12 protein-coding genes are annotated in these 15,533 nt (G+C 73.3%); 5 read left to right on the forward strand and 7 right to left on the reverse strand.

Annotated features, from left to right (window positions below; translation table 11 throughout):
- Window positions 1–134: 134 nt before the first annotated feature.
- From AC27IY_RS36885 to AC27IY_RS36895, 3 genes are all read left to right on the forward strand, one after another.
- Window positions 135–899, forward strand: coding sequence for a dienelactone hydrolase family protein (locus tag AC27IY_RS36885; RefSeq protein ID WP_487180870.1), 765 nt, complete (start codon window positions 135–137; stop codon window positions 897–899).
- Window positions 900–1,041: 142 nt separating this feature from the next.
- Window positions 1,042–1,629: an NUDIX domain-containing protein gene (locus AC27IY_RS36890; RefSeq protein WP_487180871.1), complete on the forward strand. Its 588-nt coding sequence runs from the start codon at window positions 1,042–1,044 to the stop codon at window positions 1,627–1,629.
- A complete protein-coding gene (locus tag AC27IY_RS36895) occupies window positions 1,626–2,234 on the forward strand; it encodes an NUDIX domain-containing protein (protein WP_487180872.1) in 609 nt (202 codons plus the stop codon). The genes AC27IY_RS36890 and AC27IY_RS36895 overlap by 4 nt, the downstream gene beginning before the upstream one ends.
- Window positions 2,235–2,303: 69 nt before the next feature.
- On the opposite strand, the gene AC27IY_RS36900 is transcribed toward AC27IY_RS36895, so the two are convergent.
- The 5 genes from AC27IY_RS36900 to AC27IY_RS36920 all read right to left on the reverse strand — a co-directional run bounded on the left by AC27IY_RS36900 (window position 2,304) and on the right by AC27IY_RS36920 (window position 8,903).
- Entirely contained in the window at window positions 2,304–2,909 is a 606-nt protein-coding gene (locus AC27IY_RS36900; protein WP_487180873.1) for a dihydrofolate reductase family protein, read from the reverse strand.
- Between the two features lie 201 nt (window positions 2,910–3,110).
- Complete coding sequence (locus tag AC27IY_RS36905) at window positions 3,111–4,127, reverse strand: NAD-dependent epimerase/dehydratase family protein (RefSeq protein WP_344212431.1); 1,017 nt, start codon at window positions 4,125–4,127, stop codon at window positions 3,111–3,113.
- On the reverse strand, window positions 4,124–6,379 hold the full coding sequence (locus AC27IY_RS36910; RefSeq protein ID WP_423476738.1) for a SulP family inorganic anion transporter: 2,256 nt from the start codon (window positions 6,377–6,379) through the stop codon (window positions 4,124–4,126). The genes AC27IY_RS36905 and AC27IY_RS36910 overlap by 4 nt, the downstream gene beginning before the upstream one ends.
- Window positions 6,380–6,530: 151 nt before the next feature.
- On the reverse strand, window positions 6,531–8,183 hold the full coding sequence (locus AC27IY_RS36915; protein ID WP_487180874.1) for a DNA polymerase III subunit gamma/tau domain-containing protein: 1,653 nt from the start codon (window positions 8,181–8,183) through the stop codon (window positions 6,531–6,533).
- Window positions 8,184–8,381: 198 nt separating this feature from the next.
- Window positions 8,382–8,903, reverse strand: coding sequence for a YbhB/YbcL family Raf kinase inhibitor-like protein (locus tag AC27IY_RS36920; RefSeq protein ID WP_344212425.1), 522 nt, complete (start codon window positions 8,901–8,903; stop codon window positions 8,382–8,384).
- 504 nt (window positions 8,904–9,407) lie between these two features.
- On the opposite strand from AC27IY_RS36920, the gene AC27IY_RS36925 reads away from it, so the two are divergent.
- A complete protein-coding gene (locus AC27IY_RS36925; protein WP_329573770.1) occupies window positions 9,408–9,923 on the forward strand; it encodes a PH domain-containing protein in 516 nt (171 codons plus the stop codon).
- A 113-nt stretch (window positions 9,924–10,036) separates the two neighbouring features.
- Entirely contained in the window at window positions 10,037–11,527 is a 1,491-nt protein-coding gene (locus AC27IY_RS36930) for a PH domain-containing protein (RefSeq protein ID WP_487180875.1), read from the forward strand.
- A gap of 76 nt (window positions 11,528–11,603) precedes the next feature.
- On the opposite strand, the gene sepH is transcribed toward AC27IY_RS36930, so the two are convergent.
- Window positions 11,604–14,423, reverse strand: a complete 2,820-nt coding sequence (gene sepH, locus AC27IY_RS36935) for a septation protein SepH (RefSeq protein WP_487180876.1) — start codon at window positions 14,421–14,423, stop codon at window positions 11,604–11,606.
- A 160-nt stretch (window positions 14,424–14,583) separates the two neighbouring features.
- Window positions 14,584–15,531: a S8 family serine peptidase gene (locus AC27IY_RS36940; RefSeq protein WP_364444190.1), complete on the reverse strand. Its 948-nt coding sequence runs from the start codon at window positions 15,529–15,531 to the stop codon at window positions 14,584–14,586.
- Window positions 15,532–15,533: the final 2 nt, after the last annotated feature.

Here is a 15,533-nt window from a genome sequence, read left to right on the forward strand (position 1 = left end):
GCCAAACCGCTGCCCCTGCCGTAGGTACGGCCGTACGGTTGAACGTGAACAACCCGGCGGGCACCACGGTCTCCGGCCTGCCGTCCGGATAAATTGACTCGCCGCGTCAGCGGGAATGCCGCTGTAATCCTGTCATGCGCATCGCCTCAGAAACCGTCGCTGACGGCATCCGCGAACAACTCTTCACTGTCGGAGACATCCCTGGGGTGCTTTGGACGCCCGCCGAGGGCTCCGGTCCCCGTCCGCTGGTCTTGATCGGGCACGGCGGCGGCCAGCACAAGAAGGGATGGGAGGTCGTTTCCCGGGCCTTCCCCTACGTCACCTCCTGTGGCTTCGCGGTCGCCGCGATCGACGCTCCCGGCACCGGCGACAGGCCGGAGCACCCGCAGATCCGGCGGCTCGTCGCGCTCATACAGGAACAAGAGGCCGCGGGCGAGCCCTTCTGGTCCGGCCCGGAGTGGCCCGCCCTCAACGAAGCCGTGGCGGCGCAGCTCATCCCCGACTGGCAGGCCACCCTGGACGCGCTCCAGAAACTGGACTCCGTCGGCGACAAGCAGCCCGTCGGGTACTACGGCCTGTCCCAGGCCGGTGAGATGGGCATTCGCCTGGTCGCGGCCGAACCTCGGATCACCGCTGCCGTCCTCGGCCTCATCGGAAGCGAATGGCTCATCGACACCGCAGCGCGGATCACGATCCCGGTCGAGTTCGTGCTGCAGTGGGACGACGAAGGCAATCCGCGGGACTCGGTCATGAAGCTGTTCGACGCACTCGGCTCCGCCGAGAAGACCCTGCACGCCAACCCCGGCAGCCACTTTCGAGTCCCGTCCTTCGAAATCGACAGCTCGATCCGATTTTTCGCCCGGCACCTGGGTATCCCTGGCACCGCGAGCAGCTCCTGACAGCATCGAGGCGCCAAGCCGGCTTGTGGTCCGTTGACAGTGCCATGTGCACCTCCGCCGCCAGCCGCGGTCACGCCTACGGCGGACCCGATTCACGCCAATCCGATGATCGAGTTCCGGTCACAGCACTAGATTGCTCTGCATGGTCGCCGAGGGATCTTCGAGTGCCGCGTCCGCGCGGGTCCGGCTCATGGAGCGGATCCAGGCGATCACGCCCTGGGATCGGACGGAGGAGGAGCAGGCGGCCGGCGCGCTGGCCTGGATCGCCGGCGGGGCGCCGCTGTATCGGACCAGGAAGCCCGACGTTCCCGATCCGCACCTGGTGAGCTACTTCGTGGCGCTCAACCCGAACGAGGAGTTGCTGCTGGTGGCGCACCGGAAGGCCGGGCTGTGGTTGCCCAGCGGCGGGCATGTGGAGCCGGAGGAGGATCCCTGGGACACCGTCGTCCGGGAGTGCCAGGAGGAGTTGCACACGGCGGCGGTTCCGAGTGCTGTCAGTGGTGATCGGCCGTTCTTCGCCACCTCGGCGCGGACACGGGGCGAGGGGGCGCACACTGACGTCTCGCTCTGGTACGTCCTCGACGTCGACACCGTCACCACCTACGACCGGCGGGAGTTCTCCGCGATCAGGTGGGTGGCGCCGCGGCGGCTGCTCGACGAGCCCGGCGAGCACCTTGATCCCCACATGCACCGGTTCGCCGGGAAACTCATGGAACGGCTGGGCCGATGACGACCAGGAACTCTCATTGCTCCTTCTGCGGCGCGGCTTTCGCGGGCGGGCAGCCGTGGCCGCGCACCTGTGCCGCGTGCGGGAACACCAGTTATCTCAATCCGCTGCCCGTCGCCGTGCTGGTGCTGCCGGTGGAGGGCGGACGGGTGCTGGTGGTGCGGCGGGCCGTCGAGCCGCGGCGCGGGGAGCTGGCGCTGCCGGGCGGCTTCATCGACCTGGGGGAGTCATGGCAGGAGGCGGCCGTGCGGGAGCTGCGCGAGGAGACCGGGATGGTCGTGGACGCGGGGGAGGTGCGGCTGTTCGACGTGATCAGCGCGCCCGACGGGACGCTGCTGGTGTTCGGGGTCGGGCCGCAGGTGGCCGCCGACGCGCTCCCGCCTGTGGTGGCGACCGCGGAGACGTCGGAGTGGCTGCTGATCGACGGGCCGCGGGAGCTGGCGTTCTCGCTGCACACGCGGGTGGTAGCGGCGTACTTCAGCGGAGGAGGCACCGCCTCCAGCAGCAGCGGCGAGGGCGCCGCCTCCAGCCGCGGGGCGGGCGCCGCCACCAGCAGCGGGGCGGGTGCCGCCACCAGCAGCGGGGAGGGTGCCGCCACCAGCAGCTGAGAGGGCGCCGCCTTCAACCGAGAGGGCGCCGAGCGCCCGCGGCCCTGAGTCGAGCAGCCGGCAGGGGGTTCAGGCACGGCGGGGCAGCCGGTACGTCAGGTGCGTGACGAGGGCGGTGCCCCACGGCTCGCCGACGGGTTCGAGGTCGAGGTTCTCCATCCCGGCGAGCAGCCGTTCGCCCCGCCCCAGGAAGACGGGCGCGATGTGCAGGCGCAGCTCGTCGATCAGCCCCGCCGCCAGATACTGGTTGACCGTGTGCGCCCCGCCCGCGATGGCGACCGAGCGCTCGCCCGTCGCCTCCCTCGCCCGCTCCAGAGCCGCCTCGATGCCGTCGGTGACGAAGAAGAACGTCGTCCCGCCCTTCATCGTCAGCGGCTCGCGCGGGTGGTGGGTGAGGACGAAGACCGGCGCGTGGTACGGAGGCTCCTCGCCCCACCAGCCGGTCCAGCCGAGGTCCCATGCCCCACGCCCGGGGCTGAACATGTTGCGGCCCATGATGAACGCCCCCGCGTCCGTGATGCTCGCCATGACCTCGGCGTGCGCCTCCGGCTCGTCGACCATCCAGCGGGTCAGCCGCCCGTCCTCGCCCTCGCCGAACGGGTTGCGCAGGCTCTGGTTCGGGCCGGCCGTGAAGCCGTCCAGTGACATCGCCATGTCGCAGGTGACCTTGCTCATCTCGCATTCTCCTTCGTGGTGGGGTGGTTCTCACGAAGGAGTCGGAGCAGGGGGCGGGTTCTCTACATGCCGGCCGAGGAAAAATTCCAGGCGTGCGAGGGGCGGAGACGCCGCAGGTCTCCGCCCCTCCGGCCCCTGGGAGTGAGGACCGGCTCCACGAGCGGGACACTAGCCCGCCGGACGCGCCCGGTCTGTGGAGGATTACGCAGAACGGGCCGCCCAGGCGGCGAGGATCGCCTCCTCCTTCTCCGGCGCGATGCCGTGCGTGCTCCTCTTGCCGAAGTTGCGCTCCTGCTCCGGGATCTCCCGCAGCCACGCCCACGTGTCGCGTACGGTCTCGGCCACCGGGCGGATCCGCAGCCCCGCGGCCTGAGCCCGATCGGTCGGGACGGTCCAGAAATGCGTGTTCTCGGGCGACGGCGGGCCGGGCCAGAGCGGCAGCTCCACGAACGCCCCGGCGCCCTGCTCGATCAGGAACTCGCTGTCCACCCACACGAACTCGGCGTCGGACCCGGTGGCGTCCTTGCACGCCTGCAGCCACTCCCCGTAGGTGGTCTGGCCCACCGGCCCGGTCACCACGAACCGGCCGTTGCCGCCGCGCTCGGCCTGGTCGAGCGTGAAGATCGCCAGGTCGCGGGCGTCCACGAACTGCAGCGGCTCGTCCGGCTCGCCCGGCGCGAGCACCTTGCCGCCGCGCGCGATCCTGGTGAGCCACCACGGCAGCCGGGCGACGTCTTCGTACGGCCCCAGGATGATGCCCGGCTGCACGATCAGCACGTCGCCGTCGAAGCCCTGCTCGACCGCCCGCTCGCAGCCCGCCTTCAGCACGCCGTAGTTGCCGTCCTCGGGGCCGGCGTCGGGCGCGCACGGCCAGAGCTCGGCGTCGTCGCCGGCGGGCTCGGCGGGGAACCCGGCGAGCGCCGAGATCGTCGAGATGAACGCGTAGGTGCCCGCGTGCCCGGTCAGCGCCCGCGCCGACGCGCCCACCACGCGGGGGACATAGCCGGAGGTGTCGACCACGTAGTCCCACTTGCGGCCCTCGGCCAGCCGCTCCAGGTCGGCCGGCGACTCGCGGTCGCCGCGCACGGCCTCCACCCCGGGCACGTCGGCGCCGCTGCGCCCCCTGTTGAACGTCGTGACCTCATGGCCCCGGGCCAGCGCCTCCTCCACGACGGCACGCCCCAGGAACCCCGAACCACCAATGACAAGAACCTTCATGCGCCCCATTCTTCGCCCGCGAGCACCCCGCCATCGGACATCTTCACCGAGGGCGTAGCCCGCAGCGGCGGCACCAGGTGCACCCGGGCCGTCGCGATGTCGAAGAACAACCCCACCAGCTCCAGCTTCCCGGCCCTGACCTGCTCGTCGACCTTCCGGTACGTCCGCAGGTTCTCCAGCTGCTGCTGCACGTTGACCCGGCACAGCACGTCCAGCGCCCCGGCGTGCAGCCGGTCGCCCTCCGTCTCGATGAACCTGGCCAGGCTGTGATGGCCGTGCCGCAGCCAGCGCCGCAGCCCCGGCAGGCTGCCCGCCCGTACGCCCGCGCTCAGCACCCCGGCCATCGCGCCGCACCCCGAGTGGCCGCACACGGTGATCGTGTGCACGCCCAGCACCTGGGTCGCGTACTCGATGGCGGCCACCACCGAGTCGTCGGGCGGCTCGGCGCCGCGGCGCGGCACCAGGTTGCCGATGTTGCGTACGGTGAACAGGTCGCCGGGGCCGCTCGCGGTGATCAGGCTGGGCACGATCCGGGAGTCTGCGCACGTGATGAACAGGTGCGACGGCTGCTGCCTGCGGGCCAGCTCGGTGAAGAGCGGGCGCACCAGCGGGGCCGTGCGCCGGTGGTACTCGTGCGCCCCCGCCGTGAGCTGGCAGTCCACCTGAACGGACCCGCCGTTCGAGACCACGGTGCGCCGGCCGGGGCCGCGGCGCCGCTGGTCCCACGGGAGCCACCAGCGGTCCGGCTCCACCGGCAGCGACTTCTTCGTCGGGCGGCTCCGTGCGCCGCTCGCCGTCAGCGCGTACCACTCGTCGTGCAGCTCGTCGATGTCGACCGTGCCGCCAGTCCGCTCGTGGTCCAGCCGCCAGGAGTGCAACGCGTCGAACGCGGCGTTGTCCATGAAGTCGATGTTGAGGTCGAGGTCGACCGGCGTGCCCGAGGCGATCGTCCGCAGCTCGCGGGTCAGCCGCGGCACCCCGAGGAACGTCAGCGACCCCGACACCGTCACGTGCAGCCGGCCGTCCCTGCCGTCGCGCTTGAGCACCGTCACCCAGGTCAGCCGGCGCAGCGCGAGCAGCGCGGCCAGCCCGAGCCCGGCCAGTACGCCCTCGGCCAGGCCCAGCAGGATCACGGTGACCATGGTCACGACGTACACGGGGACCTCGCCGTGACCGTGCACCTTCCTGATGTGGCCGAGGTTCACCATCTGCACGCCGATGAACACCAGCAGCGCCGCCAGCGCCTCCATCGGGATCAGCGCGATCGACCAGCCGAACCCGAGCGCGAACACCAGCACCCAGACCCCGTGCAGGATGGTCGAGCAGCGGGTACGCGCCCCCGCCACCACGTTCGCGGTGCTGCGCACGATCACCCCGGCCACCGGCAGGCCGCCGAGCGCGCCCGACACCATGTTGGCGACGCCCTGCCCGGTCAGCTCCTGGTCGAGGTCGGCGCGCCGGCCGCCGTGCCGGCCGTCCACGGCCACGCAGCACAGCAGCGACTCGCAGCCGGCCAGCAGCGCCACCAGCAGCACCGCGGCCACCACCAGGTGCCAGTCGCCCTGCGGCAGCACGGGGAACGCCCACTCGACGCCGCTGCCGGACAGGTCGACGCGGGTGACGTTCCAGTCGAACATCCACGCCGTCGCCGCCGCGGCGAGCAGCGCGGCCAGCGGCGCGGGGACGGCCCTGACCCGCCTGGGCAGCCGCGTCCACAGCGCGAGCACCCCGATCGTCACCAGGCCCACCATGACCTTGTGGCCGTGCACGTCGGCGAGCTGGCCGGGAAGCTGGATCAGGTTCGCCACCGCCGACTGCTGCGGCGAGCCGCCCAGCACCACGTGGAGCTGGGACAGGGCGATGATCACGCCCACCGCCGCCAGCATGCCGTGGATGACGGCCGGCGAGACCGCGAGCGCCGCCCTGGCCGCCTTGAGCATGCCCAGCACGAGCTGCACCGCGCCGGCCAGCAGCGTGATCATGCAGGTGGCGCGCCAGCCGTACGTCTGCACCAGGTCCACGACCACCAGCGACAGTCCCGCCGCCGGCCCGCTCACCTGCACCGACGAGCCGCCCAGCGCGCCCGCGACCACGCCGCCCACCACGGCGGCGATCAGTCCGGACGCGAGCGGGGCCCCCGAGGCCAGCGCGATGCCGAGGGAGAGGGGCACCGCCACGAGGAAGACCACCAGCGAGGCAGGCGCGTCATGACGGAGGGTGTTCAGCAGGCGACCCTGCGTGTCGCGGAACATGCAGCAAACCCTAGTCCGCGGGCTTCCGCGCTTTGGCTGCGCTTCGCGTGGGTTTTACCGAGTAATGAGGACGGCCGGCGGCCCGGTGAGATGCGCCGCGCGAGGGCGGCGCTCAACAGGTGTGTCCTTCAGCGGGATGCCGGCCGGTGTCTCAGCGGTAGTAGTCGTGCGGGTAGTCCTGCTCGCGGCGCCTGCGTCCGCCGGGGGTGGCGTCGGCGGCGTTGGGGGCCGCCTGAGGGGCGGCCGGCTGCGGCTGGGCGCCGTAGCCGGGCCACGGGACCTGTGCGCCGCCCGCGGCGGGCGGCTCGGGCCAGGCGCTGGCGGGCAGGCTGGTGATGTCGCCGGTCTCGTACGCGGGGTACGCGGACGGCGGCGAGGCCGGCGTCGGGGTCGACAGCACGTCCGGGTAGGAGCCGGACGCCGAGACCGCGCGGTTCGGCACCGTCGGGGTGCCCGCGGCGGGGGTCGGCCCGGTCACCGGGTCGGAGTCGTCGGCCACCGCCCAGCCGGGACGCACCTCGTAGGAGGCGGGGTAGGACGAGCGGGACGCGGGCTGCTCGAACGCCGGCCAGGAGCTCGCCGGGCCGGGGTAGGAGGCGGCGGCCGGAGCCGCGTCGTCGAGGATGTCGGCCACCGGCCCCGCGGGCCAGGAGCCGGACGAGGTCGGCGCGGGCGTCGTCCACGTGGTGTCGAGGGCGTCGGCCGGGGCGCCGGTGTAGGCGGCGGGGAACGGGTCGCTCGTCGGCGCGCCGTGGATGGGCGCCGGGTGCGCGATCGGGAACGAGCCGCTGGAGGTGGGCGAGGCGGCCGGGAACGAGCCGCTGGAGGTGGGCGTGGCGGCGGGGAACGAGCCGCTGGAGGTGGCGCTGTTGGAGGAGATGGCCGGGTAGGAGCCGCTGCTCGTGGCGGCGGGACCGGCGGTGGCCGGGGTCGCGGCAGGGGCCGCGGCGGCGGGGCTCGCGGCGGCGGGGCTCGCCGCGGCGCGGGAGCGGGAGCGGGAGGAGCGCGAGGAGCGGGGCGCCGGGGACGGCTCGGGCCGGGCGGCGGGCACCGGCTGCGCGCCCGCGCCGAGGATGCTCATCACGTCGGGCGTCGGGGCGGCGAAGGTCACGGTGCGCTGCTCGGCGAGCTCGGCCTGGGAGGGAGTGCGCCGGCCGGGCTCGACGAGGTCGGCGAGGTTGGCGGCAGCGGCGGCCGGGGCCGGGCGCTGCGGCAGAGGGGCCTGGATGGTGGTCGCGTCGGGGTCGACGCTCGCGGCCACGGGGCGCGGCTTGGCCTTGCGCTCGGCGCGCCGCTCGCTGGGACGTTCCGTGGAGCGGTCCTGGCGGGCGGGGCGCTCGGCGGCGCGCTGCGGCTGCCGCTCGGCGGGACGCTCACCGGGGCGTTCGGCGGGACGCTCGGAGGCGGGCTCGCCGGGGCGGCTGGCGGCCTTCCTGGCCGCCACGGTGCCGCCCGCGCCGAAGCCGCCCTGCTCGGCGTCGCTGCGGATGTTGGCCCAGAACTCCTCGTCGTCCTCGTCGTTGACGGGGTTGCCCCACTCGTCCACGCCGCGTTTGCCCCGCTGGCCCGTACGGACCGGCTTGGGCTGCTTGGGCGCGTCTATGGGGCTGAAGTCGGGGCTGAAGTTCGCCATCCGCGGCTCGTGGGACGCGAACTCGTCCGTGGAGCGCGCATGGGTCTTCTCCTCCTTCTCGGCCATCTCCTTCAGCCGTTCAGGAGGCAACGAGCTCTCTCGCCGACTCATCGAACGCATGCCCAGTGCCACGACGACGAGCACGAGGAGCACGATAGCGACCAAGCTCACGACGACCGCTGTCATTGCACCACCCTCAAAGCCATGGCCTCCCTCTGGCATCGGTGAGATCGCGCGGCCATCGACGCGATCTGCCCCCTTTGATCACCAATGCCTAACGATTGGATCTGATTGTGTCGGACCACTATGAGCGTTGTCACACCCTACGTGAAGAATTGGTACACCCTATTACCAGGGGTGTTCGCCCTATCACTCGATGTCGACCGCCGTCAGCCTGCCGCGGGCGATGGTCTGGTCCGCAATGCTCTTGAGAATCTCGGGGAGGGTGCTCCCCGCTGCCGGATCGACCTTGCCGTTCAGCGTGTAGACCGTGAAGCGGTAGCTCCCCGGGGTCCTGCATGGGGGGTCGTAACCCGTTTTCCCGCTGGTCACCTTCGCCTGACCGCTGCCCTCCGGCGGGTCCTCGGCGGCGTTGGGGCCCAGCTCGGTCGTGGTCGCCGGGATGTTGTAGAGCACCCAGTGCACGGCCGCGTCCGAGGAGGTGTGCGAGTCGACCACGATCGCGATCGACTTGGCCTCCGACAGCGGCTGACTCGACCAGCGCAGCGGGGGGCTGCCCTGACCGCCCTGGCAGGAGTATTCGCGCGGCAGCGGTTTGCCGTCGCGCAGCTCCGGGCTAGAGACGTTGATCTCCGCGATGTCCTTGGCCTGTGATCTGCCGATGAGACTGCCGCAACCCGTCAGCGCGAACGCGGCGGCCACAGCCGTCACAGTGACGGTGATGCGTCGCAGACGCGTTGCCGTGTTACACAGCCCCATGCCGGACGATGCTACGCGGCTCTCGGCGATGCGCAGACCGTTTCTCGATGGTCCGCGCCCGGTAAAGGAACCGAAACCAGCCGGAATCGCGGGATCCGCGTAGTGAAGTTCGCCACACCCGCCCCACTGGTCGCAACCCCCTGCCGGTATCGCGACATGGCCGCGAGCGGCCGGCGGCCGGCGGGTGAAGGGCAGGGGGACGGCGGGTGAAGGGTCGGGGGACGGCGGCTGCCACGTTGCGTGGGGGCGATCGCGCTCCGGGTGCGGCCTGGCGCTGGCCCTGGGCCTGGCTGGCACGAACGTGGCGCCGCCGACGTGGCCAGGCACGACAGCCTGCGGCCGGGCCGCCATCGAGCATGGCACCGGCGGCGCGGACCGGCAGGCGGACACGCCGCGCGGAACGTCGATCTTTACCGGCCCGGCGGCGTGCCTCGCCTTCCGTCCTAAGCTGGCCTTGTGACCTCTCAAGGCCCGCTACGCGACCCCGCCAACCGCGTCTCGCCCAAGGCCGTACGCCTGTGGCTGCTCCAGTCACTGGTGGCGTTCGTCCTCATGCTGGGAGGCTCGCTGCTGGTGGCGCGGCTGGTCGGCGGGTGGGGGTGGCTGCCCGACTGGCTCTCCGAGCACTCCTGGCTGCTGCCCGTCGCGGTCGTGGTGCTGGGGCTGCCGTTCCTGGCGGCCGAGCCGTTCGTACGCTACGCCGTGCACCGCTGGGAGCTCTCAGGCGACGTCGTCTACGCCAGGTCGGGGTTCCTGACCCGGGAGTGGGTCTTCGTGCCCGTGAGCCGCATCCAGACCGTCGACAAGGGGCAGGGCTGGTTCGAGCGGATGCTCGGGCTGGCCACTCTGGAGATCCGCACCGCGTCGCACGCCGGGTCGTCCACGATCCAGGGGCTGGAGTACGGGGTGGCGGCGGGGCTGGCGGAACAGCTCGCGCGGCGGGCCGAGGTGCTGAGGGACGACGCGACATGACCGAACCCCGTCCTCATCAGAGCGAGTTCGGGCCGGGGGAGCAGGGTCCGCCGGGTCCGCCTCCCGGTGGTCATCCGGTTGCGCCGCCGGTTCAGGGGCCGTACCCGCCGCCGATGCCTGTCTCCGTGCCGTTGCGGTTGAGCCCGAAGGTGCTGCTCATCGACCCGGTGCGGATGCTGCCCTCCCTTCTCCTCCCCCTGGTGGGCGTGCTGTTCGTGGGCGGGTTCTCGCCCAGGTCGTACATCTGGGCCGCCCTCGGCGTCGTCGGCACGGTGGTCTTCGCGGTCATCCGGTGGGCGACGTTCACGTACGAGCTCGTGGGCGACCGCCTGGAGACCAAGCGCGCGCTCATCAGCCGGTCGGTCCGTACGATCCCGCTGGAGCGGATCCGCGGCGTCGACGTCTCCACGCCTCCCATGCACCGGCTGCTGGGCCTGGCCGTTCTCAAGATCGACACCGGGGCGAGCGGCGGGGACGAGGAGGCCGGGCTCGACGGGGTGACGCTCACCGAGGCCGAACGCCTCAAGACCGTCCTGCTGCGCCGCACCGCGCCCGCACAACCCGCGCCTGCCGGCCCTGTGGTCCCCGCGCCCGCCGTCGCCGGGCGGACCGAGCGGGAGATCGTCAGGGTGCCGAAGCGGTGGCTGCTGTACGGTCCACTGTCCGGGGCCTACCTGCTCACGCCGTTCGCGTTCGCGGGCGGCGCGATCGGGCTGGCGTTCCAGTGGGGCGACGACCTGGGCGTGGGCCGCGACGTGGCCTGGCACGCGGGGGAGTGGCTGTGGGAGCGCCCCTACCTGCTGCTGGCCGTGGCGGTGCTGCTCGTCCTGCTGATGCCGGTGCTCGGCGGGGTCATGTACGCCGTCTTCAACTGGGACTTCGTGCTCAAGCGGCGCGACGGCTACCTGGTGGCCGAGCGCGGGCTGGTCAACCGGCGGAGCGTGTCGCTGGAGTCCGAACGGGTGCGCGGCTACGAGATCGTGGACGGGCTGGCCGAGCGGTGGGCGGGCGTCGTACGCGCCTGGGCCATCGTGACCGGACTCGGCGACTCGCGGACGCGCGGCCAGCTGCTCCCCGACGTGCCACGGCCGGTCGCGTACGCGGTCACCGGCGAGGCCGTCGGGCCGTACGACGCCGCCCTGCGCGCCCACCCGCCCGTGGCCCGCAACCGCCGCCTCTTCCGCGCGATCTTCCCCTGGGCGGTCCTGGCCCTGCTGAGCGCCATGGCGGCGGTCGCCACCGGGATCACGCTGGGGTGGATCGTGGCCGTGGTCGCGCTGCTGCTCGCCGGCGCGGGCATCCCCTTGGGGCTCGACCGGTACGCGTCACTGGGGCACGGCTACGACGGGGCGCGGCTCAGCGTACGGTCGGGGTCGCTGCGCCGGTCCCAGGCCGTGATCGAACGGCGGGCCGTGGTGGGGTGGCGGCTGCGGCAGACCTGGTTCCAGCGGCGCGCAGGGGTGCTCACCCTGATCGCCGGGGTGGGGGCCGGCACGGGCGGCTACGAGGCGATCGACGTCTCGGAGGGGCAGGGGGTGGCTTTTCCGGCGGAGGTGACGCCGGAATGGCTCACTCCGTTCCTCGGCGGCGCTGAGGACTCCTGACGCGCTCCCCGGCCTGGAGGGGCCGGGGAGTCGACCAGCGCCGCGCTGGGGCGCTGTCCTGGTGTTCCTTCGCCGGTCAGTCCTGGCGGCGGGCGCCGAACATGATCTCGTCCCAGGTCGGGACGGAGGCGCGGCGGCCCCGGGAGCCCTTGCGCGCCTGCCGGGCGGCGGGCGCGGGCGGCGGGGACGGAACCGGCACCGGCGGCTCCTCCTTGGCGTCCTTGCCCCCCGGCCGGGCGGCCGGGACCTTGGGCTCGGCGCCGGGGGCGGGCTTCGGCTTGGGCGCCGGCGGCTTCGCCTCCTCCTTGACCGCCTCCTGCTCGGCCTCGGGCTGCTGAGGCTTCGACTGCTCGTCCGCCTTCGGCTGCTCGCGCTTGGGCTGCTCGGCTGCGGGGGCCGCGTCCTCGACGACCGGCTGCTCGACAGCGGGAGCCTCGGCGTTGGGAACGGGCGGCGTGGTGGCCTGCTGCTCTGCGGCTGCGGACTCAGCGACGGCGGGCTCGGCGGTGGCGGGCTCGGCGGCTGCGGACTCAGCGACGGCGGGCTCGGCAGTAGCGGGCTCGGCAGTGGCGGACTCAGCCACGGCGGGCTCTGCGGGGGCAGGTCCTGCGGCTGCGGGCTCGGCGGTGTCGGACTGCTGGGCGGGTCCTGCGGTGGCAGTAGCGGCTGCCGTACCAGCGGCGGGATCGGTGGCCGCGGGCTCCGTGGCGGCGGGCTCCGTGGCGGCGGGCGTCTCGGCGACGGCGGTTTCGGCAGCGGCGGCCGGCTCGGCGGTGGCGGGCTTGTCGGGCTCCGCGTTCTCCGTGCTCGGCTCTGTCTCCGCAGCCGGGGCTTCCGGCGCGGCGGGCGCGGCCTGGCTCGGCGCGTCCTCAGGCTTGCTGTCGTCGCTGGTCGTCGGCTGAACGGGTGCAGCGGCGGCGCCGGCGCTCGCTTCGACGGCAGGCGAGGTCGTCGCGGCCGTGGTGGCGGCGTCGGTGAGCGAGGTTTCGGCGGCCGGCGTCGCCGCGTCGGCGGTGGCCGTCGCGCTGGGGGCCTCGACTGCGGGAGCGGTGGGCTCGACGGTGGCAGCGGCGTCCGACGCTGGCTCGGCGGAGGAGCCCGCTGTGACGCTCGCGTCGGTGGCCGGCTGCGCTTCGGCGGCCGTATCCGCAGAGGCGGGCCCTTGCGCGGCGGCGGGCGCCTCCGTAGTGGCGGCGGCATCGGTGGTGGTGGAGAGCTCGGCGGACGGGGCCACCTGAGCCGCAGGGGTCACCTGCGCGGATGCCGCCGTTGCGGTGGGCGTGGACTCCTCGCTCGGCTGGGCTGCCTCGCTCGACGCCGCGTCACCGGGCGTCGCCACGCTGGCGGACGTCGGCTCGGTGGCTGACGGCTGCTCGGTGGTGGACCGTCCCTCGCCGGCGGAAAGTTGTGTGGTGGCGGAAGGAGTCGGGTCGGCGCCTGGAGTCGCGGGGGCAGACGGAGACGCCTGCCAGGTCGGCTCGGCGGGTGCGGCCTCCTGGACCGGCGACGGGGTCACCTGACCAGGTGTGGCGCTCTCGGCGAAGGGCGGCGTCGGCTGCGGGGTGGTGCCGGTCTCGGCGGCCGGAGGCTCGTGGGTGGCCGGGGCGTCCGGCGTGGAGGCGCGGGCGGAGGGGGCGTAGATGGTGTCGTTGTCGCGGTCGGCCGGGCGGCCCGAGCTGAAGTCGGGCAGCCACGGCGAAGTCCCGCCACGGCGGGACGAGGTGTCGCCGGGGCGGGCGTGGCCGTGCTCGCGGGACGGCGAGTCGGGCCGCAGCGGGTCGCGGGCGGCCGGGGACTGCTCGCGGGTGGCGTCGTCGGTCGGCTGACGGAAGGCGGACTCGCGAGGAGGGGAGTCAGCGCGGTAAGCGGACTCGCGGGACGGCGGGTCAGCGGGGTAGGCGGACTCGCGGGAGGGCGGGTCTGCGAGGTAGGCCGACTCGCGAGAAGACGAGTCACCGCGGTAAGCGGACTCGCGGGAGGGCGGGTCAGCGGGATAGGCGGACTCGCGGGAGGGCGGGTCGGCGAGGTAAGCCGACTCGCGAGAAGACGAGTCACCGCGGTAAGCAGACTCGCGGGAGGGCGGATCAGCACGGTAGGCCGACTCGCGGGAGGAGGTCCCGGTGTCGGCGGGGCGGGAGAGGCCGGGGTTGGTGGAGCGCGGGGGCGGGTTGTAGCCGACGGCGGGCTCCTCCGGCTCTCGCCGCACCACCGAAGGGAACGGCAGCGCGTCGGAGGCGAGCGGCGGCACCGGCTGCAGCTTGGCCACGCGCGGCGCGAACGGCGTCACCGTGGTGTCCTCCACGACGGCCGGCTCCGGGTCGAAGTCGGCCGACGACAGCCGGACGGCCTCGTCGTCGTGCGGCGTCACGTGGCGCTTGCGCGGGTCGAACAGCCACTCGGCGTGGCGCGTGTGACCGTTCCAGACGTAGCCGAGCTTGACCCGCCACAGGCCGTCGTCGCGCTTGGCGGAGTCCCAGTCGATCTCGTCCGTGGGGACGCCGCGCCTGGTCAGCCGCTCGGCGACGAGGTCGCCGAGCGTGGGGCCCGGGGCGGACTCGCCCGGCATGCGTACGGCGACGCGCTGCGCCTGCTGGGCCACGTATTCCCGCTCCTGCAGGACGGGCCCCTCGAACCAGCGCACCCGCTCGACGGGGATCCCGGCGGTCGCCGCGATCTCCTCGGCGGTCTCCCCGGCGCGGATGCGAGCCTGGATCTCCTTGGGACGCAACGGACTCTCCACTTCGATCTCGTACTGGCCGAGACGGGAGAAATTGCCGCGGACGGCAGCACGGAGCCGGTCGTCCACGGGAAGAGTGAAGCGGGTTCCCCGTCCGGCCGTGGCCAGTACGAGATAGGTGCCGTCCTCACTCACCGCGACGAGTCGGAGCTCCTGCATGCGAGTCCCTTCGTCAGCGTCGCCATTCTTCCCCCGGACCCTTGAGTCTCTCGCGTGTGCCGGTTGCCTGCCAGCACCGTACCCGGCATGTCCGAACATCGCCTTCCTGGGATAGCCAAGGGGCGATGTGACGCCGGTCACATTCGTCGAATCCATCCCTCTAGAGCCTGCCGCTATGCATGAGGAGGTTAAGGGCCCTCGACGGGTTCTGGCGAATCGCGTCTCGGGCAAAGGCGCAGTTGAGCAGAGACGCGAGGATCGCCGGGTTCGCGTCGGGAGTGCGTTCCAGGAGCCGCGCGGCGGCCGCCGCGAGGTGCGGCACGGCCCCCGTGTACGCGGCCCCGCCCGGCCCGATCCGGCACCCGTCGGCGTCGGCGGCCCCCACGACGAACACGCCGGCGCCCACCAGGGAGCGCACGGCCTCGCCGAGAGCGGGTGAGCCCGCGCCGTCCACGGGCAGCGCGGCGACGGACGGTCCCCGGGCGTGTCTGCGGATCCACTCCAGCCCCGCCAGCACGTCGGCCAGCGAGCCGGGCCCGCCGCAGCCGAGCGCCCTGATCGAGGTGATGCCGGCCCCCGGCGCGGCGGCGTGCGCCCGGCCGGCGACCTGGGTGCCGTGGCCGGTGCAGTCGCGGCCGGTGCCCCCGGTGGCGTCGTAGGCCCGCCACGCCCGGTCGCCGAACTCGGCGCGTCCGGTGTCGACACCGCTGTCCACCAGGTAGATCGTGGTTCCGGCCCCGGTCGCGGGCCCGGTGAGAGGGTGGGCGGGACGCCGTACGGGCATAGGGTGGATCTGCCGGTCGGGCTCGACGGCGCGCACTCGGGGGTCGGAGCGCAGCGACGCCAGCTCGGCGGCGGTGAGATACGTGGCGAAGCCGGGCAGCGCCGCCGTGTAGTAGCGCCGCACCCGCCAGCGCACCTCGCCCACGAGGTCGCGGGCGGCGGCCCGGCCGCGCGCGACGACGATGTAGGGCCGGGTGGGCTCGGTGACGGCGGGGCGCGCGGTGAGGCCGGAGGCGGGCGTCATGGCCAGGGGTACGGCGGTCGCGGCGGCCGTCGCCGCGGCCGCGGCCAGATACACGGAGGGCAGGCCGTATCGTCGGGGCACGA

The organism is Nonomuraea sp. B208 (assembly GCF_057536035.1).

What these genes read in the sequence shown, in the direction of transcription:
- sepH (WP_487180876.1), bottom strand. Translation starts at nt 14,423, where the DNA reads ATGCAGGAGCTCCGACTCGTCGCGGTGAGTGAGGACGGCACCTATCTC.
- AC27IY_RS36910 (WP_423476738.1), bottom strand. Translation starts at nt 6,379, where the DNA reads ATGTTCCGCGACACGCAGGGTCGCCTGCTGAACACCCTCCGTCATGAC.
- AC27IY_RS36885 (WP_487180870.1), top strand. Translation starts at nt 135, where the DNA reads ATGCGCATCGCCTCAGAAACCGTCGCTGACGGCATCCGCGAACAACTC.
- AC27IY_RS36900 (WP_487180873.1), bottom strand. Translation starts at nt 2,909, where the DNA reads ATGAGCAAGGTCACCTGCGACATGGCGATGTCACTGGACGGCTTCACG.
- AC27IY_RS36930 (WP_487180875.1), top strand. Translation starts at nt 10,037, where the DNA reads ATGCCTGTCTCCGTGCCGTTGCGGTTGAGCCCGAAGGTGCTGCTCATC.
- AC27IY_RS36890 (WP_487180871.1), top strand. Translation starts at nt 1,042, where the DNA reads ATGGTCGCCGAGGGATCTTCGAGTGCCGCGTCCGCGCGGGTCCGGCTC.
- AC27IY_RS36905 (WP_344212431.1), bottom strand. Translation starts at nt 4,127, where the DNA reads ATGAAGGTTCTTGTCATTGGTGGTTCGGGGTTCCTGGGGCGTGCCGTC.
- AC27IY_RS36895 (WP_487180872.1), top strand. Translation starts at nt 1,626, where the DNA reads ATGACGACCAGGAACTCTCATTGCTCCTTCTGCGGCGCGGCTTTCGCG.